This window comes from Vibrio astriarenae, from assembly GCF_010587385.1.
Classification (GTDB): Bacteria; Pseudomonadota; Gammaproteobacteria; order Enterobacterales; family Vibrionaceae; genus Vibrio; species Vibrio astriarenae.
Genome location: NZ_CP047475.1, coordinates 768912 through 789537, shown reverse-complemented (window position 1 = coordinate 789537; position 20626 = coordinate 768912). Strand labels below are relative to the sequence as shown.

Annotated in this window: 17 protein-coding genes and 4 tRNA genes; 14 read left to right on the top strand and 7 right to left on the bottom strand. The window is 46.0% G+C overall.

What is annotated here, in order from left to right:
* Position 1: 1 nt before the first annotated feature.
* Entirely contained in the window at positions 2–1078 is a 1077-nt protein-coding gene (locus GT360_RS03850) for an efflux RND transporter periplasmic adaptor subunit (RefSeq protein ID WP_164647593.1), read from the bottom strand.
* A gap of 352 nt (positions 1079–1430) precedes the next feature.
* Here GT360_RS03850 and GT360_RS03845 point away from each other — a divergent pair.
* The 5 genes from GT360_RS03845 to GT360_RS03825 all read left to right on the top strand — a co-directional run bounded on the left by GT360_RS03845 (position 1431) and on the right by GT360_RS03825 (position 2819).
* Positions 1431–1515 (top strand) — tRNA-Tyr (locus GT360_RS03845).
* Positions 1516–1610: 95 nt separating this feature from the next.
* Positions 1611–1695: transfer RNA gene (locus tag GT360_RS03840), tRNA-Tyr, on the top strand.
* Positions 1696–1790: 95 nt separating this feature from the next.
* A tRNA-Tyr gene (locus GT360_RS03835) sits at positions 1791–1875 on the top strand.
* Between the two features lie 95 nt (positions 1876–1970).
* Positions 1971–2055: transfer RNA gene (locus GT360_RS03830), tRNA-Tyr, on the top strand.
* 104 nt (positions 2056–2159) lie between these two features.
* The gene (locus GT360_RS03825; protein WP_164647592.1) at positions 2160–2819 is read left to right on the top strand and encodes a D-Ala-D-Ala carboxypeptidase family metallohydrolase; all 660 of its coding nucleotides are present in this window, start codon (positions 2160–2162) and stop codon (positions 2817–2819) included.
* A 26-nt stretch (positions 2820–2845) separates the two neighbouring features.
* Here the strand turns inward: GT360_RS03825 and treC are convergent, their stop codons facing one another.
* The 4 genes from treC to gmhB all read right to left on the bottom strand — a co-directional run bounded on the left by treC (position 2846) and on the right by gmhB (position 7752).
* Positions 2846–4531: an alpha,alpha-phosphotrehalase gene (treC, locus tag GT360_RS03820; protein ID WP_164647591.1), complete on the bottom strand. Its 1686-nt coding sequence runs from the start codon at positions 4529–4531 to the stop codon at positions 2846–2848.
* A gap of 62 nt (positions 4532–4593) precedes the next feature.
* Positions 4594–6018, bottom strand: coding sequence for a PTS trehalose transporter subunit IIBC (gene treB, locus GT360_RS03815; RefSeq protein WP_164647590.1), 1425 nt, complete (start codon positions 6016–6018; stop codon positions 4594–4596).
* A gap of 158 nt (positions 6019–6176) precedes the next feature.
* Positions 6177–7118 carry a trehalose operon repressor TreR gene (treR, locus tag GT360_RS03810; RefSeq protein ID WP_164647589.1) on the bottom strand — a complete coding sequence of 314 codons (942 nt, stop codon included), beginning with the start codon at positions 7116–7118 and terminating at the stop codon, positions 6177–6179.
* Between the two features lie 82 nt (positions 7119–7200).
* Entirely contained in the window at positions 7201–7752 is a 552-nt protein-coding gene (gmhB, locus tag GT360_RS03805; RefSeq protein ID WP_164647588.1) for a D-glycero-beta-D-manno-heptose 1,7-bisphosphate 7-phosphatase, read from the bottom strand.
* 216 nt (positions 7753–7968) lie between these two features.
* On the opposite strand from gmhB, the gene metN reads away from it, so the two are divergent.
* Genes metN through metQ form a run of 3 tightly spaced genes read left to right on the top strand, consistent with a single transcriptional unit; the run spans position 7969 to position 10527 of the window.
* Positions 7969–9003, top strand: coding sequence for a methionine ABC transporter ATP-binding protein MetN (metN, locus tag GT360_RS03800; protein ID WP_164647587.1), 1035 nt, complete (start codon positions 7969–7971; stop codon positions 9001–9003).
* Positions 8993–9670 (top strand): methionine ABC transporter permease, encoded by a 678-nt coding sequence (locus GT360_RS03795; RefSeq protein ID WP_164647586.1) that lies wholly within the window; start codon positions 8993–8995, stop codon positions 9668–9670. The genes metN and GT360_RS03795 overlap by 11 nt, the downstream gene beginning before the upstream one ends.
* A 47-nt stretch (positions 9671–9717) precedes the next feature.
* Positions 9718–10527 (top strand): methionine ABC transporter substrate-binding lipoprotein MetQ, encoded by an 810-nt coding sequence (gene metQ, locus GT360_RS03790; RefSeq protein ID WP_164647585.1) that lies wholly within the window; start codon positions 9718–9720, stop codon positions 10525–10527.
* 118 nt (positions 10528–10645) lie between these two features.
* Here metQ and GT360_RS03785 read toward each other — a convergent pair whose 3' ends face one another.
* Both GT360_RS03785 and syd read right to left on the bottom strand, forming a co-directional pair.
* Positions 10646–11422: a Zn-ribbon-containing protein gene (locus GT360_RS03785; RefSeq protein WP_164647584.1), complete on the bottom strand. Its 777-nt coding sequence runs from the start codon at positions 11420–11422 to the stop codon at positions 10646–10648.
* A gap of 3 nt (positions 11423–11425) precedes the next feature.
* Positions 11426–11971 (bottom strand): SecY-interacting protein, encoded by a 546-nt coding sequence (gene syd / locus GT360_RS03780; protein WP_164647583.1) that lies wholly within the window; start codon positions 11969–11971, stop codon positions 11426–11428.
* 110 nt (positions 11972–12081) lie between these two features.
* Between syd and queF the strand changes: the two genes are divergently transcribed.
* The 6 genes from queF to GT360_RS03750 all read left to right on the top strand — a co-directional run bounded on the left by queF (position 12082) and on the right by GT360_RS03750 (position 20605).
* Positions 12082–12927 (top strand): NADPH-dependent 7-cyano-7-deazaguanine reductase QueF, encoded by an 846-nt coding sequence (queF, locus tag GT360_RS03775; protein ID WP_164647582.1) that lies wholly within the window; start codon positions 12082–12084, stop codon positions 12925–12927.
* A gap of 12 nt (positions 12928–12939) precedes the next feature.
* Positions 12940–15201, top strand: coding sequence for a tetratricopeptide repeat protein (locus GT360_RS03770; RefSeq protein WP_164647581.1), 2262 nt, complete (start codon positions 12940–12942; stop codon positions 15199–15201).
* Positions 15202–15416: 215 nt separating this feature from the next.
* A complete protein-coding gene (locus GT360_RS03765; protein ID WP_164647580.1) occupies positions 15417–16982 on the top strand; it encodes a GGDEF domain-containing protein in 1566 nt (521 codons plus the stop codon).
* Positions 16983–17157: 175 nt separating this feature from the next.
* Entirely contained in the window at positions 17158–18516 is a 1359-nt protein-coding gene (gene ppnN / locus GT360_RS03760; protein WP_164647579.1) for a nucleotide 5'-monophosphate nucleosidase PpnN, read from the top strand.
* Positions 18517–18595: 79 nt separating this feature from the next.
* Positions 18596–19366 carry a flap endonuclease Xni gene (xni, locus tag GT360_RS03755; RefSeq protein ID WP_164647578.1) on the top strand — a complete coding sequence of 257 codons (771 nt, stop codon included), beginning with the start codon at positions 18596–18598 and terminating at the stop codon, positions 19364–19366.
* Positions 19367–19441: 75 nt separating this feature from the next.
* Positions 19442–20605: an alpha/beta hydrolase gene (locus GT360_RS03750; RefSeq protein ID WP_164647577.1), complete on the top strand. Its 1164-nt coding sequence runs from the start codon at positions 19442–19444 to the stop codon at positions 20603–20605.
* Positions 20606–20626 lie beyond the last annotated feature (21 nt).

The window sequence follows — 20626 nt, the reverse complement described above, 5'->3', positions numbered from 1 at the left end:
GTTATTTATCCGCCTTTGCTGATTTGCCATCTTTCGACTGAGGCTCTTGTTGTTCTTGGCCAAGAATCGAGACTTTCGCTCCATCACGCATATTCACGATGCCTTGAACCACGATTTGTTCACCGATATTCAGACCTTCTTCGATAACAACCTCGTTTTCGATACGTGCGCCTAAGATAACTTCGCGGCGAGCTGCTGTGTTGTTCTCATCGATCACGTAAACAAAACGTTTCGTGCCCGAGTACTCCAAAGCCTGCACTGGAATAATAGGGGCTGAAATCGGTGGAAACGCCATAAACGAAGAAACCAGCATGCCCGGTTTTAGTTTGTTGTCTTGGTTAGTAAAGTGGATGCGCACACGTAAATTGAGGGTTTCTTGGTTGATGCGTGAATCAATGGCGACGACTTCACCCTCAAACTGAGTTTTACCCCATGCTGCGGTTGTTGCTTTTACTTTCAAACCTTTGTCGATCTGAGACAAGTAGCGCTCTGGTACTTGGAGATCCAACTCCATCACCGATAGATCATCCAGAGAGAGGAGTTCGTCGCCCGGATTCACCAGTTGACCACGGCTAAAATCAATAAAGCCCACTGTTCCAGCAAATGGTGCGCGAATGTAGTGATCGTTAAGATCCGCTTGGGCGACATCCAAACGCGCTTGTGCGATAGAAACGCTGGCTTTTTGAGCATCAATTTCAGTTTGTGTAATCGCATTGCGCTTTACTAAGCGTTCAAATTCGGCAAGCTTACGCTGCTCATCTTTTAGATAAGCCTGCGCTTCTGCAAAGTTCGCTTGTGCTCGGTCATTATTTAGGGCAATTAACACTTGTCCTTTATCGACCGAATTGTTGGCTTTAACTAGGATTTTATCGACCCGTCCTGTGACTTCTGACGCCAAATCAACAGATTGCTCCGCCTCAAGTTTGCCCACTAATGACAAAGATTGAGAGACGGCATGAGCATCTACTTCTTCGGTTACAACCGTAATCACTGAGGCACCGCGCCCTCTTGCTTCAGCCGTTGGCATAACCAGCAAAGTTGAAAGAGAGAGGAGTCCGATAAATAGTGGTTTGTTCATTGTCTTTTTAGGTTCCATCATTGAACATCTCTCAGTAGTGTAACGGTTTTCAATGACATTTAACGTCAAGGAATGTAAATGTGAGAAAAATAGTGCTTACATAAGCGTTTACGAGAGCAGTTACCAAACGATCTTACAGAGTTTAGTCAGGTAATCTGGCAAAAAGCGGCATGTTTACGCTAGAAATTGCGCCACTCTGCATAAAAAGGCAGCATTTGATTCAAAAAGCCAAAAAAAGGGTTTACAGCCTACAACGATTTGCTATGATGCGCCCCGCACTCAAGCAAAGCGTTGGGAAAACTTGCTAGAGTTTAGTTCTTAGAGTTAATCTTTATGAGACTATAAAACCCCTGGGGGGGTTCCCGAGTGGCCAAAGGGAGCAGACTGTAAATCTGCCGGCACTGCCTTCGATGGTTCGAATCCGTCCCCCCCCACCATATTTCTTCTCGCGCTGTTTATAAGCTGTGAGAACAACTTGGAAAACGTGTTGGGAAAACATTCCGAGTTTTGTTCGTGAGAGCATAAAACCCCTGGGGGGGTTCCCGAGTGGCCAAAGGGAGCAGACTGTAAATCTGCCGGCACTGCCTTCGATGGTTCGAATCCGTCCCCCCCCACCATATACCTCTCAACGCTGTTGATAAGCTGTGAGAATAACTTGGAAAACGTGTTGGGAAAACATTCCGAGTTTTGTTCGTGAGAGCATAAAACCCCTGGGGGGGTTCCCGAGTGGCCAAAGGGAGCAGACTGTAAATCTGCCGGCACTGCCTTCGATGGTTCGAATCCGTCCCCCCCCACCATATACCTCTCAACGCTGTTGATAAGCTGTGAGAATAACTTGGAAAACGTGTTGGGAAAACATTCCGAGTTTTGCTTGTGAGAGCATAAAACCCCTGGGGGGGTTCCCGAGTGGCCAAAGGGAGCAGACTGTAAATCTGCCGGCACTGCCTTCGATGGTTCGAATCCGTCCCCCCCCACCATATTCTAAAGCCAGCTCATCGAGCTGGCTTTTTTCGTTTTCGCTATCTGTTCGTTGGTTATCTACACTTATATCAATAACCATTCTGACGCAGAGGTAGTAGCGATGATCCGTTCTCTTTTTCCCCGATTAGTTCTAGCGTCAGTCCTATTTACTCACTATCTACCCTCATTATCTGCGGAAGATTACCAAGCTCTCTACAAGGACAGCCACAACCTAACTTATGATGACTTAATCGTTGAGGTACACGGTTTAAAACTTCCAACGAGAACCGCTTTCTTGGGTTGGATGATCATGAACGGTGTCACTGAAGAGGTAACGGCGATTCACCAGCAGTTTATCGAGGCCGGCATTTACGAAAAAAAAGGCGTCACAATGCCATTGCACCTCGTTCTACTTCAGGGTACCGACTGGGTACTCAACGACACTTCACTTTTTACCCTACCTAGCCCAGAAAATGTTCCAAACATGATCAGAACACTCAAGTTCATTCAGCAATACGTTGAACCAGAACTAGGACCGCTGATCCCTGTATCTGGTAAGCGCAGCACAATCTACAACGAGTCAGCAGGCGGTGCGCCAAGAAGTAAACACATGGAGTTTTGCGCTCTCGATCTGGTTCCGATGAACGACATAACTCGCACCGAGTTACACCGAAAGCTGATGAAGATATACAACGTCGCGGGAAGAGAAAATGGTATGGGATTGGGGCTTTATTCTGGAGTGCGGTTTCACATTGATACGTGTGGGCATCGAAGTTGGTAGCAGTGAGCCACCAACTTCAGCGCCGACTAGTGATGTATCAAAATCACACGTGTTTCGTATGGACGAAGATTTTGCTGATGTTCGACTGCCTTCATCTCATCAAGTGAGTAATTCCCGAGTATGTAATCTGCTTGATCCAATGGTAATTGATTTGGTAGTTCACAACTTACAGGTTGGTCGTAATAGTTATTCAAACACACCAACGTCTGTGTCTCGCTGCGTCTTTGATAGCCGAAAATAGCACTATGTTGAGGATACAGATCTAGGTAATCCCCAGTTGTAATGACTTCAACTTCTTTGCGTAGAGCAATCAAACGCTGATAGAAATAAAACACCGAATGCGGCTCAGCCAGCGCCGACTTAGCATTAATGTCATGATAGTTATCAGCCACCGAAAGCCACGGTTCGCCAGTAGTAAAACCTGCATGTGCTTGATCATCCCACTGCATTGGGGTTCTCGAGTTATCTCGGGATTTCTGCGCGAGTATCGCCATCATATCGTCATGAGTGACTCCTTGCTCATCCACCATAATGCGATACATGTTCGTACTCTCTAGGTCACGATACTGAGACAGTTCGGTGTAGCCTGGATTGGTCATGCCAATCTCTTCACCCTGATAGATATACGGTGTGCCCTGCATCATGTGAACGGAAGTGGCCAACATCTTCGCTGATTCAACACGATACTGCTGGTCATTACCCAAACGACTGACAACTCGGGGTTGATCATGATTACACCAAAATAGTGCCCCCCACCCTTTTCCATTTAGGCCAGTTTGCCAATGATTGAAGATCTGTTTTAGCTGCAAGAAATCAAACGGTGCCTTAGTCCATTTCTCTCCATTGGGATAATCGACTTTCAAGTGATGAAAATTAAACACCATAGAAAGCTCTCTACCGTCGAGAGACGAGTACTGCTGGCAGTGCTCTAACGTCGTTGAAGACATCTCCCCTACCGTGACACTGCCGTATTTTTGGAATACTGCTTCGCTAATCTCCTGTAGATAGTCGTGAACTTTGGGTCCATCCGTATAGAAGCGACGGCCATCACCCATATCGTCAGAGGCAAAATCCTGCTGTTTAGAGATCAGGTTAATCACATCAAGGCGGAAACCATCTACCCCCTTTTCAGCCCAGAAGCTGATCACTTTCTTCACTTCATCTCTAACTTTAGGATTTTCCCAGTTGAGATCCGCTTGTTCCTTGGCGAACAGGTGAAGGTAGTATTGGCCTGTTTTCTCATCCAGTGCCCATGCGTTCCCACCAAACTTAGACTGCCAGTTATTCGGAGCGCCACCATTCACTGGATCTTTCCATATGTAATAGTCTCGATATGGGCTTTGCTTATCACCCAGTGCAGACTGGAACCAGACATGCTCAGTTGAAGTATGGTTAACCACAATATCCATAATAATGCGAATACCACGTTGATGTGCTTTTGAAAGCAGCTCATCAAAATCTGCCATCGTGCCAAAGTCTGGATTTACTTGATAGTAATCAGCAATATCATAGCCGTTATCGACCATTGGCGACTCATAAATAGGTGTCAGCCACAGTGCATCTACGCCTAGTTTGTCGAGATAATCTAACTTGGAGATGATGCCTTGAATGTCGCCCGTGCCCTTGCCGCCACTGTCACAAAAACTTTTCGGGTAGATCTGGTAGATAGCCGCTTTTTTCCACCACTGATTGTCGTTATTTGTCATTGCCATGTGCAATACCTACTCACAAAAGTAAACATTGAGGTTACTGTCCACAGCACCTCAACAAAAATTTATGCGTTCGCCGCTTCGAGTTCGCCTTTTGACTCGGCACGCTTATATAAGCCCAATGTCAGAGCGACGGGAACCACAATCGCGACTAACATCGCCAGAGCAAACACACCCCAAAACTGTGGCTGGATCGATAGAATACCCGGTAAACCACCGACCCCAATTCCATTTGCCATCACGCCAGCGCTACCACAAATGGCGGCAGCCAACGCACTGCCAATCATCGCACTAAGCATCGGGAACTTGTATTTCAGGTTGATACCGTACATCGCAGGCTCTGTGACACCTAAGTAAGCAGAGATCGCCGCGGGAACTGAGATGTCACGTTCACCATGCTTTTTGCTTATTATGATGATGCCAACGACTGCCGAGGCTTGTGCAATATTTGACAACGCGATCAGAGGCCAAATAGGTGTACCGCCAAGCTCTTGCATAAGCTGAAGATCAACTGCGTTGGTAGTGTGGTGAATACCTGTGATGACTAATGGTGCATACAAGAAGCCAAAAATAGTTGAGCCGATTATCGCAAAGTCACCGGTCATTGCGGCTTTGGCAGCAAATGCAACACCATTACCTAGCATACGACCAAACGGTCCAATGAGTGAATGAGCGAGGATCACTGAAACAATAATGGAAACAAATGGCACAACGACAAGATAAAGGTATGAAGGGACGATACGTTTCAGGTTAGTTTCGATAAACGCTAATGCCATACCCGCCAACATTGCTGGAATAACCTGCGCTTGATAACCGACTTTTTCAATCACAAACAGCCCAAAGTCCCACACCTCCGGGACTTCCTTACCGATCAAATAGGCATTCATAAGCTGAGGAGAAACCAAGGTGACACCCAAGGTAATCCCCAAAATTGGCGTACCACCCAACTTACGAACCGTCGACCAGCACACTCCCACAGGTAAGAAGAAAAATATCGCTTCACCAATCAGCCATAAAAATGAATGTACCGTGGCCCAAAACTGACTGATTTCCGTTAAGGTCTGCCCATCAAACATCCTGATATCGCCAATGACATTACGGAAGCCAAGAATCAAACCACCCGTAATAATTGCTGGCAAAAGAGGAACAAAGATTTCAGCAAGGTGAGAGATACCGCGCTCAAGAATATTCATGTTTTGACGTGCTGCGTTCTTTGCCTCGTCTTTGCTTGCTTCAGTTTGGCCCGTCAAGCCAATCAGCACCTTGTACACTTCGTCTACTTCTGTACCGATGACAACTTGAAATTGCCCTGCATTTGTAAAGCAGCCTTTAACTAAAGGTAGTGCTTCGAGTGCCTTAATATCAGCGACATCGGTATCATTCAGCACAAAACGCAAACGTGTTAAACAATGGCTCACACTGGCAATATTGTCTGCGCCACCGACTAACTCAATGAGACGTTGAACATCTTGCTTCGCTATCTTGCTCATATCTTTCTCCACCTTGAATTGGATATGGGTTCCTGATGTATGGGAACATTCCCAAAATGTAATGCCATTATACTGCCAGCCTGATGCCTCAATTGTAATGGGAACAATCCCATAAATTGAAACAGATCACAGACTATTTTTTACTCAAGTGATTCCAATCAGAGAGGCTTTTGGGTTAGATGCGTGACTATATGATGTCCAGACAGTTGATTTATCAACATTTGTGCAGCTTTCTCGCCTGCGCTGTCATAACCTGGATCAACACTGAATACGCTTGGAAAAAGAAAGGATAGCAGTTCATTACCCCCAACACCCGTCACGTGAATATCGTTTCGATCGAGTTCTTGTAGACGCTTAATTACGCCGAGTGCAAGCGTGTCACTTGCACACGCTATCGCTTGTACGGTCGGCGATAGCACCTCGTCGACCAATTGATAGGCACTCTCATGACTCAGTTGTCCTGTAGCGAAATTAATCGGACGTGAGTTGGCTTCACACCATGATTGATAGGCAGACAGACGAGCAAAGCCGGTCGTTTTGTCTTGGGGGTCAACACCAATGAACGCGATATCTTGTGCCCCAATATGTGATAAATGATCCAGTGCGACTTGAATCACGCCTTGATTATCATAGTTGATCGAAGAGATAGCTTGGGTGTCCATTGCAATGACTACCGCTCGATGGCCCCAGTCGAGAAGGATGTCTTCATCACAGCCAGTGAAGCCAAACACAATCACACCATCAACATTGCGACGTTTTAACACTTCTAAGTGCTCTTGGGTTTTCTCAATACTAAACTGACTCTCCATGATCACCACATCATAGCCCGCACCGTAGAGCACGCTTAGCATAGTGCTTACCGCGCGATTCTCGGATACAGAATCCAGCCTCGAGATAATAACGCCAATCACCTTTTGGCTACCACCACGCATCGACTGCGCAGACTTGGACGGCACATATCCATATTCACGAATCACCTGTTCTACTTTTTCACGCGTCGCAGGCTTAACCTTGGGATCATTGGTGATCACACGCGAAACCGTTGATTTGCCAACACCGGCTAATTTTGCGATATCAAGAATAGTGAGCTTTTTATTCATAACGGCTAATCGTAGGGATATGTGGAAGACAGAAACACAAAAGGGAAGACTTGCTTCCCTTTTTATACTCTATCGTTATTGACTATTTTGCAAGATAGCTCGGCACATCGGCAATGCTATCTAGCACAGCATCCGCGATCGCTTCACCTTTTTCAGTGACAGGCTTGCCTGTGCGTACCAAGATTTTCGTACCGACACCCGCAACTTCCGCTGCCATTAGGTCTTCTGCTTTATCACCCACCATGACAGATTTGGCCATATCGATTTTCAAGAAGTCTTTTGCTGAGTTAAACATCCCAGGTTTAGGCTTACGACAGTCACAATCTTGCTTGTACTCACCGATACCGTGTTCTGGATGGTGTGGGCAATAGTAGATGCCATCAAACTCAACGCCGTTGTCTGAAAAGTTCCAGTCCATCCATTGAGTCAAAGAGATAAAACGATCTTCTGTAAACTTACCGCGCGCGATACCTGATTGATTGGTGACTAACACGAGCATATACCCCATTTCTTTGAATTTTCGAGTTGCTTCGAACACACCTTCGACATATTCAAAGTCATGTTCATCATGAACATAACCATGGTCTACATTAATAACGCCATCACGGTCTAAAAATACTGCTGGTTTCGCCAAAATCGGTTTCTCATTTCACTCATGAATTGGGGCAATTATCGCACGCTTTCAGCGTTTGAGCACGGCTAAATTAAAACAAAGCCGGACGTTTAACCGTTTGGACGTCTAGACGTAAAAATATCTGTTGACTTAAAAACCTGAAACCAATAGCATCATCTACTCAATGCGATGTAGATCAAAATAATTCACTACCAACACCGGTTTACAGGTTTTTCGATGATTGAAATTAAGCAAGTCAATAAAGTCTTTCAGCAAGGTTCTAAGCAGATCCATGCCCTGAAAGATATAAATCTTCATATTCCTCAGGGAACAATCTTTGGGGTTATCGGCTCATCAGGTGCTGGTAAAAGTACGCTGATCCGCTGCGTTAATATGCTTGAAGCGCCAACCTCTGGCTCAATCATTGTTGATGGTGTCGACCTAACCACCCTGTCTAAAAAGCAACTCAGTGAAACGCGCCGCAACATCGGCATGATCTTTCAGCACTTTAACCTACTCTCTTCACGTACTGTGTTCGACAATGTGGCACTGCCACTGGAACTTGCGGGTAAAGACAAAGAGCAGATTAAACAGAAAGTCACTGAACTGCTTGCACTGGTAGGGCTTGCCGACAAACATGAGTCTTATCCAGCGAACTTAAGTGGTGGTCAAAAGCAGCGTGTCGCCATCGCTCGTGCCCTCGCCTCTGACCCTAAAGTTCTGCTTTGTGATGAAGCCACCAGCGCACTCGATCCAGCGACAACTCAATCAATTTTAGAGCTGCTCAAAGAGATCAATCGAAAGCTCAATATCACTATGCTATTGATTACCCACGAAATGGATGTGGTAAAGAGTATCTGTCATGAAGTGGCGATCATCGGTGGCGGTGAGCTGGTAGAAAAAGGCACTGTTGGTGATATTTTTGCTCATCCGAAAACAGAACTTGCACACGAATTTATCCGTTCGACGTTGGATCTGTCTATTCCTGAAGACTATGAAAAGCGCCTACAGAAAACACGCGTAGACGGCAGTTACCCACTGGTACGTCTTGAGTTTACTGGCGAAACTGTGGACGCACCGCTGGTAAGCCAAATCGCTCGTAAGTTCAACATTGACGTCAGCATTTTGAGCTCAGACCTTGATTACGCTGGCGGCGTTAAATTCGGCATGATGGTGGCAGAGCTGTTTGGTAGTGAGGCTGATGATAATGCCGCTATCGAGTTTCTTCGTGAACATAAAGTAAAAGTTGAGGTACTTGGCTATGTCCTTTAAGAGTGTAACTGAATGGCTAAGCCTAAACGGCGATCTTTTGCTTCGCGCGACTTGGGAAACGGTCTACATGGTTGCGGTTGCGGGTATTGTTGGCTTCGCAGTGGGCATCCCACTGGGCGTAATTCTACATACCACAAAGAAAGGTGGTCTACTTGAGAATGTGAAGTTCAATGCCATTCTAGGCGCCATCGTTAATATTGGTCGCTCGGTACCATTTTTGGTTCTTATGGTCGCCATCATCCCGGTAACTAAGTTGCTGGTGGGCACATTCATCGGCACCACAGCCGCTATCGTTCCACTGACGATCGGTGCCATTCCCTTTGTTGCTCGCCTGATTGAAGGTGCTCTGTTGGAAGTACCAACAGGCCTAGTGGAAGCAGCACAGTCAATGGGAGCAACACCTACACAGATTATAACCAAGGTACTGCTTCCTGAAGCTCTACCGACCATCGTTAACTCAGTCACCATCACTCTTGTGACTCTGGTCAGCTACTCAGCGATGGCGGGCACAGTTGGCGGAGGCGGTCTTGGTGACGTAGCCATCCGCTATGGTTTCCACCGCTATGATGTTGTCATTATGGCTGTCACGGTCGTTATGTTGATTGTGTTGGTACAAATTATTCAATCTATAGGTGATGCGATTGTTCGTCGCGTTGACCACCGTTAATTAAGATTTTGCAGTAAAAGAATTAAGCTATTTACAAGGAGAAAGTCATGAAATTCAATCTAAAAAGCCTTCTAGCTATCGCAGCAGCTGCGTCTGCACTAGCACTAACAGGTTGTGACGACAAAGAAGCTGACCTAAGCAAAGTAAAAGTGGGTGTAATGGCTGGTGCAGAGGCACAAGTCGCTGAAGTGGCTGCAAAGGTTGCGAAAGAGCAATACGGCCTAGACGTTCAACTAGTAACTTTCACTGACTACGTAACACCAAACGCTGCGCTCGATGACGGCTCTATCGACATCAACGCATTCCAGCATAAGCCATATCTAGATCAACAAGTAGCGGACCGTGGTTACAAGCTAACTATCGCGGGCAACTCTTTTGTATACCCTATCGCAGGTTACTCTAAGCAAGTAGAAACTGTGGCTGAAATTGCTGATGGTTCACGCATCGCGGTACCAAACGATCCTACTAACCTAGGGCGCTCTCTACTGCTTCTTGAGCAACAAGGTCTACTAACGCTACGCGAAGGTGTTGGTCTTCTAGCGACGGTTCGTGACATCACAGAAAATCCAAAAAACCTTACTATCGTTGAGCTAGACGCAGCACAACTGCCTCGTTCTCTAGACGACGTAACGCTGTCTATTATCAACACAACTTACGCAAGCTCAATCGACCTAACCCCAGAGCGCGACGGTGTGTTTGTTGAAGGTAAAGAGTCTCCATACGTTAACCTCATCGTTGCTCGCGAAGACAACGTCGATGCAGAAAACGTACAGAACTTTGTTAAAGCGTACCAAACGGAAGAAGTGTACCAAGCCGCTTCTGAAATCTTCCAAGGTGGTGCAGTTAAAGGTTGGTAATTGCTGATTTTTAATTCACTCCAATAGAAAGGGCTGATGTGAATGCATCAGCCCTTTTTGTAAGGTGCTATTGGGGAGTAGATCCCGATATTCATCAGGATGACAGCAAAGCCCCTTGTTACTTAAGGTGATCCCAGGAAATGTTAGAGACGATTCGGCAGTCATCGCACTTAAAGTAGAAAATATCGTGCAGCGGCTCTTCGAGTAGCCACTCACCACCACATTTGGGACATTTACGAGCTTGCTCTTCAGCAAGCGACTTGCCGCCAACTCGGTACTGGTAGTAATAAGTCGGGACTTTTGTGATGTATTCAATTCGTCCACGTAAGTCCCAACCTCGACGAAACAGCACACTGTCTGTATCGCAAATCTCATGCAATGCAGCATGCTCTGCTCGACAGCCACCCGCCATTTGAATCTCATCGCAGGCTTGCCACTCTGTTTGCCACTTTATCACCGCTTTGTGATCACCATTTAACGTAGGTGGATTACGGTATAAAGGGATCGGTAACAGATCTTCGCCGCTTCTTAACGGTGAACACGTATGGACATAGGTGGTGTAGAGTACTTGCCAACTCGGCGTTTCGTCTTCGGCACTTTGCTCCGAGTTTAAATCTCGCCCCAGCAGACGCATCTTAGGGGCAAGCAAACATGCCTCAGATAAACGCTGCAAGCACACTTTTACAAAATCTGAGTGATTACTTGGGTGGAGACTATCTTCTTCAGGGCACACCACACGCACATAGAACTCACCTTCACCCATTATGATAGGGAACTCACGTCCCAACACTTGCCCATTGTAGCGCAATGCATCCATCAAACCGTTGATCGCTTTATCAACAGCAGAAACGGTGGTGTTATCAAAACACTCAAACTGTAATTCAACAACAAACACGGCTTATACCCTTGGCTCTAACTGATTGAGGAATTCGACAACATTGGCAGCAAGCACGGTGCGCTTGTCTGTACCGATTCGCTCCAAAATCACTTCTCCAGACAGATTGCAAATTGAGATAATCTTCATATCATCATCTGTTGCTGCAATAAATAACGTCGGCTTGAGTTTTAGACGACGCTGCATGACAAGATGACCCAAGATGTTCTCTTGTAAGCGAGTAAAATCCTCATCACTCCACACCTGAATCAATGTCAGTTCATTACCTTCAAATGTTGCCTCGATGTCCGCACTATACTGACTACCAAAAAAGGCTTTGACGTCTTCATCAAGCATCAGCTCAATCGCATTTTCAACGTTAGTAAAGTCAGCTGGTACTTCACGCTCCACCGCTTGCCACAGGACATAATCCCCTGATTTCTCAATCACACAAGGCGAGACCAAGTCCGCCAGCTCTTCATTTTTCGGCTGTGATTGGTGTTTGTGCTGATATGCCTGCGTGTAACGCTCATTCAATGCCTGTAAAGCACCCAATACGGTTTGTGCCATTGCCTACTCCGGATATTTGCTCATCGTGTGAAACCTGCGGCGATCATAAGATGACAGCGCCTCTGGTATCTCGTAAAATCCCGCTATTCTAATTGAAATTGACGTAAAGTATGAGCAAATATTCTGACGCTAAAGAACTTGCGGGTCTAACCCTTGGCCAAAAGACTGAATACGCTAACCAGTATGACGCAAGTCTTCTTCAACCTGTTCCACGCAGCCTTAACCGTGATGACCTAGAGCTGGGTGATTCACTGCCATTTCAAGGGTGTGATGTCTGGACACTTTACGAGCTATCTTGGTTAAACAGCAAAGGGCTTCCTCAAGTAGCGATCGGTAATGTATCTATTCCTGCCACCAGCCCGAACCTTATCGAGTCGAAGTCGTTTAAACTGTACCTCAACAGCTATAATCAAACTCGATTTGCCAATTGGGACGCGGTTCAATCTCAATTAATTAACGATCTCTCTCAGTGTGCGGGCGGTGAAGTCAGTGTTGAGATTCTTCCTGTTCAAGCTTTCACTCAAACACCGGTCGTAACCATGGCGGGTGAGTGTATTGATGACCAAGACATCGAAATTGATAGCTATGATTTTGATGCTACTCTGATTGAAAATGCGACTTCAGATGAAATCGTTACAGAGCAGCTACACAGCCATTTACTCAAATCCAACTGTTTGATCACTAACCAGCCTGATTGGGGTAGTGTTGAAATTCAGTACACGGGCAACAAAATCGATCGTGAAGCACTTTTACGCTACTTGGTCTCTTTCCGTGAACACAATGAGTTCCATGAGCAATGTGTTGAACGTATCTTTACTGACATCATGAAGTACTGCCAACCAACAGAGCTCACCGTTTATGCACGCTACACACGTCGGGGTGGTCTCGACATCAACCCATTCCGCTCAAATGTAACAGCACAACCGCTCAATAACGCGCGCATGGCTCGTCAGTAGGATACAAAACACATGGTAGGACAAGGGCGTCTTTTTCACTCTTTCATCGGTTTGCTAACGATATTGGTGGCACTGGCTTCTTTCGGTGTTAAAGCAGATATCTACTCCTCTCCTTTGCTGCGCGAAGCCGAGGGGCTTGTGGATATTATTCCACAGCAATCCAAGGAGTTGACTAAGAACTTCCTCAGTCAGCGTCGCTTAAAAGCAGAAACCAATATGAACATGGTCAATCGTGACGGCAATGCCGATACACGATCACCCACCAGTTCAGTCGAGGCTTTAAAAATTCTGGCTCAAGCGGAGTATAACCTGGGTAACTACCATGCCTCTAACCAACACCTAACTGAGGCTATTGAGCTGACCACGCAATATACGTTACCTTTTCTCAATATTGATGTACGTATTCTCCAAACCCAGCTGGCTTGGCATGCAGACGGCAATACCGAAAAAGCAAAAGTGACCCTCGAGGGGCTGCGACAAGATTATCTCGCTATCCGTAACTCTGAACAGTTTGCTAAGGGCATCAACTATAAGTTAACGATGTTTGAAGCGGCGATTGCATCAGCAGAAAACAACCTCGAACGTGCTCAAGCGCTATACGATGCCATCAAGCCCTACATTGATAGAGCAAACAACCCCCGTGTTTTTATTGAGTTTCACACCACAGTGGGTAAACACTATCTAGAGCATCGCTTATACAACCGCTCACTCTCTTCTCTGCTGATGGCCTACTGGAAAGCGATCGAAGAGAACTCCAGTGCGCAATTAGCGATAGTGAACACCTACCTCGCAAACTTGTTCTATGAGCGAGAGGTACTCGATAAAGCACTCGATCACCTATCACAAGCGGCTGACTTCTATGGCAGTTACCAAGCGTCTCCTAAACTGATCAAACTGCTTAAGATGATGGGCGATGTGTACTTTCAGCAAGGGCGCTACAACTTAGCGCTTGTCCACTACTTCAATGTGTTGGACCAAGAGCGTAACGGGAGCAACGTAGAGAACGTGATTGATATTCGCCTATCTCTCGCTGCGACCTACCTCCAGCTTTATAACTACTCTCTGAGCGAACAATATTTGAAACGCGCTCAAGAGCTGCTTCGCTATACCGATATTCCAGCGATGAAAGGTCGTTCCCTACTATTACAGGCGGGTTTGGCATATCATCAGGCTGAGGGCAGTACAGTCGTAGAACTTGCTGAGCAAGCATTAGATATTGCGGTACAAACCGACAATCTTGAGCTTGAAGCAAACGCTCATTTGCTCTTACAAATGGGTTATGAGCGTGACAAGCAGTTCGATTTCGCCTTACTCCATCTTAAGCATTACAACCGTATCAACGCTATTTTGCAGGAGTCTCTCAACCTAATTAACGAGGAGGCCTTTCGTCAGCAAAAAGAGTTTGTTGAGAAAACCTTGCACCTTGAAGGTCAGCAACAAGAACTTGCTGAAATTAATCATGAGTTAATTACCTTCCGTCGGGTAACGATGGGGCTCATCGTCACTTTGATGCTTCTGCTTATTTGGTTCTCTCGCCGAGGCGTTGTTCTACAACGCCAAAAACAGCAACTTAGTATTGTTAATAAAGAGCTCTTTAGTCACACCCGTTCTGGATTGAGTAACCTGCGCATGCTAAATAAGCGCTTGCCTTTGAATCAGAAAGGACTACTTGAATGGAACGTTGGTGAGCTGATCAATGAACCTCTGAGTGACCGCCTGCACTTTGTCCTCATCGATGTGCCATTTCTGCGCAATCTGTATCTTCAACATGGATACAAAGCAGGATTAGAGCTAGAACAAGCGTTTGGTGCTTACCTGAAAGAAAAGGTCACAGCACCTGCGCGTATCTATCACTACTCTGACGCGAACTTACTGTACATTGAACCAAAATCTGATCTTGAACTTTCACCGGAAGATTTGTTCAACAAAATACAAACATGGATAAATGAATTCGAAGTAGAGAAAAAACTCAATCGTACCGTTCGAATGGGCATCGCTGACTATCCTTTCTTACCAAGAGCATATACCGCTGTTGATGACAAGGAGCTGCTCGATATTTTATTGATGTCAGCCAGCATCGCGAGAAATATCAGTATGAAAGAGCAGTCAAGTCAATGGGTCTACTTCAAGGCGATAGATAACGCCCCCGCAGCAAGTATGGGGCGCGGTAATGTACGGGCAGCTTGTCAGATGGCTATTAATCAAGGCCTGATTAAAGTCCACTCTTCCTGCAAGAATGAGGACAACATCAAAAAATTACTTAAAGCTAATTAATATTTGGCCGATACATAAAAAGATTCAGTGACTCAATATACAAAGATGTTATTATCGATAATCTAGTAAATAACTGATGTATACAGAATTTTTATATTATCGATTTAGCGAAAGTTCCATTAATAATCGCACGATCTGAACGCTTTAAATTAAAGCATGACTTTTTATTAGAGATTCAGGTTAGCAAATTAAGAATTAGCAAGTAGTTGTAGTAGATGGGCGTTTTAGAACACGACATTCAAGCAGAAATTCATAAGTTGAAACATCAACTGGAAGAGGCTCGCCTCAGCCAGAGAGAAAGCAACTTTAAGAAAACGCGTGAACTCACCGTACTAAGACGTGCTGTTAGTACACTTGCTGAAGCTTGTTTTACCCATTCTGACTCTCTTCGACGTGCACTAGATGATCTTCGTTACGCGATGGAGCAAAAACAAGACATCAGTAAGCTGGTTCCTCAGTTAGCGGTTGTCGAACGTCAACTACGCCAGCAAATCAGCGATAATAGTAAACGCGAAGCGCAATCTTCCGACGATTTTGTTCGTTGTGGGGAAACACTACTTCGCGTGCCTGGGCTTCCTACGAAGCTCAAACGCGATTTACGCGAGGTTCTTGCTCAGGCATCTTCTCCTATTGCCATCAAACTCGAATTAGCTAGCTCGCTCCTTGAGTTGTACCAGCGTTCAGTCAAGATCCTCACCTCCAACCCTGATGTTGCGATCAACGACCTCGAAAACTCTGCGGATCGCGAGCTGCTGATGCGACTTTCTAGTGAGCTGCAACACCTGATCACTGAACTTGATTTTGAGGGAGACTCAGGAGAGCTTCTGTTTGATATTCGAGCCAAACTTCTCATCGGTGTAAGCACAGAAAGTCTACTAGAGCTAACGTTGCAAGTTCTCAAACTGGTGATTGATGGTACGCACTTTGAGCGTAAATCCTCAGAGCAATTTCTCGAACAAGTCAATACGACACTCGCTTCCTCACTAAAAAACAGCTCTCAAAGCATTGAAACTCAGTATAGCTACCTTGAGCAGCGCAAAGAGATGAACCGTGAACTCGATCTTCTCGCGAGTAAATCTCAACATTGCATCAACAACGCAGAGTCTTTTGACCAGCTCAAAGGCAGCATGGACACTATGGTTTCACAGCTTAGTTCACTGTCTGAGCGACTCAAGCTTGCTGAGCAACGAGAGCAAAGCCTTATCGATCAAATGAACTACAGCCAAGGTCAAGTTCAATCACTGTTTGAACAAACTCAAGATCACCGTCGCCGCCTTGATGATCAATCAAAGCGTCTGCTGCTTGACCCACTGACTAAGGTTTACAACCGCAGCGCCTTCAATGATCACCTAGAGCTAGAGTATCGTCGTTGGGTACGCTCACAAGAACCACTTCGTGTTGCACTTCTTGATATCGACAACTTTAAAGCACTTAATGACAGTTTTGGCTACTCTGCAGGTGATAAGGCCCTTAAAATCATTGCTAGAACGATCAGTACAGAGCTAATCGACACCGATATTGTGGGTCGCTTCGGTGGTGAAGAGTTTGCGCTGATCCTACCTAATCGTTCAGATAACGATGCTCACGACCTTATTACTCGCATTCAAGTCGCAATCTCAAAACTTCCATTTAAGTTTAAAGATCAGCAAATCTCGATTACCGCATCTATTGCCAGTACGGCGTTTAAAAACTCAGATTCTCCTGAGGAAGTCATGGAACGCTTGCAGCACTATCTAGACGAAGCCAAAAAGCGCGGCAAACAACAAGTCGCGTGGAAATAATCGCCAAACAGACTTATAAACCCTGCCTGACCTCACATACCTCATTGATTTTGTTCCTTTACATCTTTGCAACTTAGACGAGTGTGATATAGGTTGTATTAAGAGGTGGTTAACATTAACCCTCTCAAACAACGAAGAAAAACAATAAATTGGGGAATACCTCAAAGGAGGTTCAATGAATACGATTATTAGTCCTGCAGGGAGTATGGATCTGCTTTCTCAACTAGAAGTTGAGCGCCTTAAAAAGACTGCCTCTAGCGACCTCTACCAACTGTACCGCAACTGTACGCTTGCCGTGCTCAACTCTGGTAGCCATACCGACAACTCAAAAGAGTTGCTTGATAAACACAAATCATTTGACGTCAACGTTGTAAGACGTGAACGCGGCATCAAACTCGAATTAAGCAACCCACCCGAGCATGCGTTCGTTGATGGTGAGATCATCAAAGGCATACAAGAACACCTGTTTTCTGTGCTACGTGACATCGTTTACGTCAACATGCACCTTGCGGATAACCAACGTCTCAACCTGACTAATGCTGTGCATATCACCAACCTTGTATTTGGTATTTTGCGCAACGCGGGCTCACTGACTCCGGGTATCGACCCAAATCTCATCGTATGTTGGGGTGGCCACTCCATAAACGCAATCGAGTATCAATACACTCGAGAAGTAGGAAACGAACTTGGACTGCGTGAGCTCAATATCTGCACGGGCTGTGGTCCTGGTGCGATGGAGGGTCCGATGAAGGGCGCGGCCATTGGTCATGCAAAGCAACGTTATGCCGAGCAGCGCTACCTAGGGCTTACTGAACCATCCATCATTGCTGCTGAGCCACCAAACCCCATCGTCAACGAGCTGGTGATCATGCCAGACATTGAAAAGCGCCTTGAAGCCTTTGTTCGTATGGCTCACGGGATTGTTATTTTCCCTGGCGGCCCAGGCACAGCGGAAGAGCTGCTGTACATCCTGGGTATTATGATGCATCCGGATAATGTTGAGCAGCCATTACCTATTGTTTTAACCGGCCCTAAAGAGAGTGAAGAGTACTTCCGCTCGATTGACCGCTTTATTGGAGAAACTCTGGGAGAGCAGGCTCAAAAGCACTACACGATCGTTATCGACAATCCTGCTGAGGCGGCACGGATCATGAAACGTGCGATGCCAAAAGTCCGCGACCACCGCAAAGATAACGGAGATGCCTACAGCTTCAACTGGTCTCTAAAAATTGCACCTGAATTTCAACTGCCTTTCGATCCAACACATGAGAGCATGTCTGCGCTGGATTTACACTTAAATCAACGCCCTGAAAATTTAGCTGCGGCATTACGCCAAGCCTTCTCCGGCATTGTCGCAGGCAACGTGAAAGCAGAAGGCATCAAAGAGATCGAACGCCACGGTCCATTTGAGCTTAATGGCGACAAAGATTTGATGAAAAAAATGGACAAACTACTGCAAGACTTTGTTGAGCAGGGTCGCATGAAGCTCCCAGGCGGCACGGCTTATGTACCTTGTTATAAAATCACCACCTAGAAGCTTGCCCTCCCTCTAGTAATCCTGAGGACATAGATTAAAATAAGGGCTGAACTAAGCCCTTATTTTTTGGAATATTATGCCTCTTCATCTTGTGATCATTGATGCCCTAAACCTCATTCGCCGAGTCCACTCTGCTCAGCCTGATCCAAGTGATATTGCGCGAACCATTACGACCACAGGGCGTACGCTGCAGCGCATCATCAACGAAAGCCACCCGACACACATCATCGCGGTGTTTGATCATCACTTGCAAGACCGAGGTTGGCGAGCTGAGATTCTTCCTGATTACAAAGCCAATCGAAAACCCATGCCCGAGCCACTGATGGCAGGCTTAGACAGTATCCAACAAGCGTGGTGGGAGCTTGGTATCGACTCACTTCTATCTGAAGGCGATGAAGCGGATGACTTAGTCGCAACACTGGCAGTTAAAGTGGCCAGCCACGGCGAGAAAGTCACGATCATTTCCACCGATAAAGGCTACTGCCAACTGTTGTCGCCAACACTTCAAATCAGAGACTATTTTCAGCACCGCTGGTTAGATGAGCCATTTATTGAGAAAGAGTTTGGCGTGAAACCAAGCCAGCTTGCGGATTACTGGGGCTTAACCGGTGTAAGCTCAAGCCAAGTTCCTGGCATTCCGGGAGTGGGTCCCAAAGCCGCCAAAGAGATACTCACTCAATACCCTGATATTGAAAGTGCTTATGCTTCCGACGAGCTTGCCAAGAAATATCGTAAAAAATTTGATGAGCACATGGAATCTGCTCGCTTGTCAAAACGCGTGTCAGCACTTAAAACGGATATTGAATTAGGCTTCAATCTCCAAGACATACGATACGCAAAAGATTGATTATTATTGACAGATTTTTCATCATCGATGACCTATTATTGTGGAGTCTTTCATAACGAGTAGGTCGTCGGTTTAGTGTTTAGATTACCCAAACTTTCCCTCCCCCTCCTTACCGCAGTGTCTTTACTGGGTTGTAATTCCAGTACTAAGCAACCGGAATATCAAGCCTCCGCGTACTTACCCGCGTACAATCAGTCTCGGTTCGACGAATACCAAACCGAAACACGGCAATGGTTGCTCCAGCATCGAATTTTTTTGACCGAAGATAGGGAGCAAGAACTGTCGTTCATCATGCCTCAACAGTTCAACCCTGAGCAGCCCAATGGAAAGGCTGTACTGCTCGTTCATGGTTTGGGTGACAGTCCATTCTCATTCAAAGATATCGGTCGCCACCTCGCCGCTCAAGGCTATCTTGTGCGCACTATCCTGCTCCCCGGTCATGCCAGTAAAGTGGGAGATCTGCAACTCCCCTCAATTGAAGATTGGGAAGGCGTGGTAAAGCACCAGATTGAACTTATCAAGCAAGAGAGCGATTCAGTTTGGCTAGGTGGCTTCTCCACAGGGGGTAACCTGGTCACAGAGCACGCATTACAAGATGATTCGATTGAAGGTTTATTGTTGTTTGCCCCAGCATTTAAACCAACTTCTAAAGCCGTACGTTTTGCCGATATCGCGAGTTACTTCATTGATTGGGTCGATGTTGACCCTGAGATAAGCCATCTGCGCTATAACTCATTACCGATGAATGGTGCAGCTGTGTACTACCAAACTTCCTCCAACGTCCGTCAACAGCTCAAAGGTCAACACTACGATAAACCTGTGTTTATGTTACTAAGTGAAGGCGATAAAGTGATTGATACACCTTACGTGGCAAACACATTTTCTAAGGTGATGACCAATCCAGACAATCAACTCGTTTGGCTTGGAGAGGACGCGCCACAAGATACGCGAGCAACCACATTCTCGATGCAATTAGATGAGCTAAAAATATCTAATGGCTCGCACATGGGGATGCTGTTTTCTCCGCATAACTCGGAATATGGTCAAGATGGCACTATGTTGATTTGCAATAATGGACAAGGTGAAGAGTTAGAAGCCCAATGTCTTGCTGGTGAAGATGTTTGGTATTCCGCTTGGGGCTACACAGAGCCCGACAAAATCCATGCTCGACTAACCTATAACCCCTACTTCGCGCAAAGCATGCAGATAATGGATGAGTTAATGACGGTGCAGCAATAGAAAAGGGGCTCACATTTTGTG

Coding starts and splice junctions, on each gene's coding strand:
- queF (WP_164647582.1), top strand. CDS start 12,082: ATGAGCAAATATTCTGACGCTAAAGAACTTGCGGGTCTAACCCTTGGC.
- treB (WP_164647590.1), bottom strand. CDS start 6,018: ATGAGCAAGATAGCGAAGCAAGATGTTCAACGTCTCATTGAGTTAGTC.
- GT360_RS03770 (WP_164647581.1), top strand. CDS start 12,940: ATGGTAGGACAAGGGCGTCTTTTTCACTCTTTCATCGGTTTGCTAACG.
- syd (WP_164647583.1), bottom strand. CDS start 11,971: ATGGCACAAACCGTATTGGGTGCTTTACAGGCATTGAATGAGCGTTAC.
- ppnN (WP_164647579.1), top strand. CDS start 17,158: ATGAATACGATTATTAGTCCTGCAGGGAGTATGGATCTGCTTTCTCAA.
- GT360_RS03850 (WP_164647593.1), bottom strand. CDS start 1,078: ATGAACAAACCACTATTTATCGGACTCCTCTCTCTTTCAACTTTGCTG.
- metN (WP_164647587.1), top strand. CDS start 7,969: ATGATTGAAATTAAGCAAGTCAATAAAGTCTTTCAGCAAGGTTCTAAG.
- GT360_RS03825 (WP_164647592.1), top strand. CDS start 2,160: ATGATCCGTTCTCTTTTTCCCCGATTAGTTCTAGCGTCAGTCCTATTT.
- GT360_RS03795 (WP_164647586.1), top strand. CDS start 8,993: ATGTCCTTTAAGAGTGTAACTGAATGGCTAAGCCTAAACGGCGATCTT.
- metQ (WP_164647585.1), top strand. CDS start 9,718: ATGAAATTCAATCTAAAAAGCCTTCTAGCTATCGCAGCAGCTGCGTCT.
- xni (WP_164647578.1), top strand. CDS start 18,596: ATGCCTCTTCATCTTGTGATCATTGATGCCCTAAACCTCATTCGCCGA.
- treR (WP_164647589.1), bottom strand. CDS start 7,118: ATGAATAAAAAGCTCACTATTCTTGATATCGCAAAATTAGCCGGTGTT.
- treC (WP_164647591.1), bottom strand. CDS start 4,531: ATGGCAATGACAAATAACGACAATCAGTGGTGGAAAAAAGCGGCTATC.
- GT360_RS03765 (WP_164647580.1), top strand. CDS start 15,417: ATGGGCGTTTTAGAACACGACATTCAAGCAGAAATTCATAAGTTGAAA.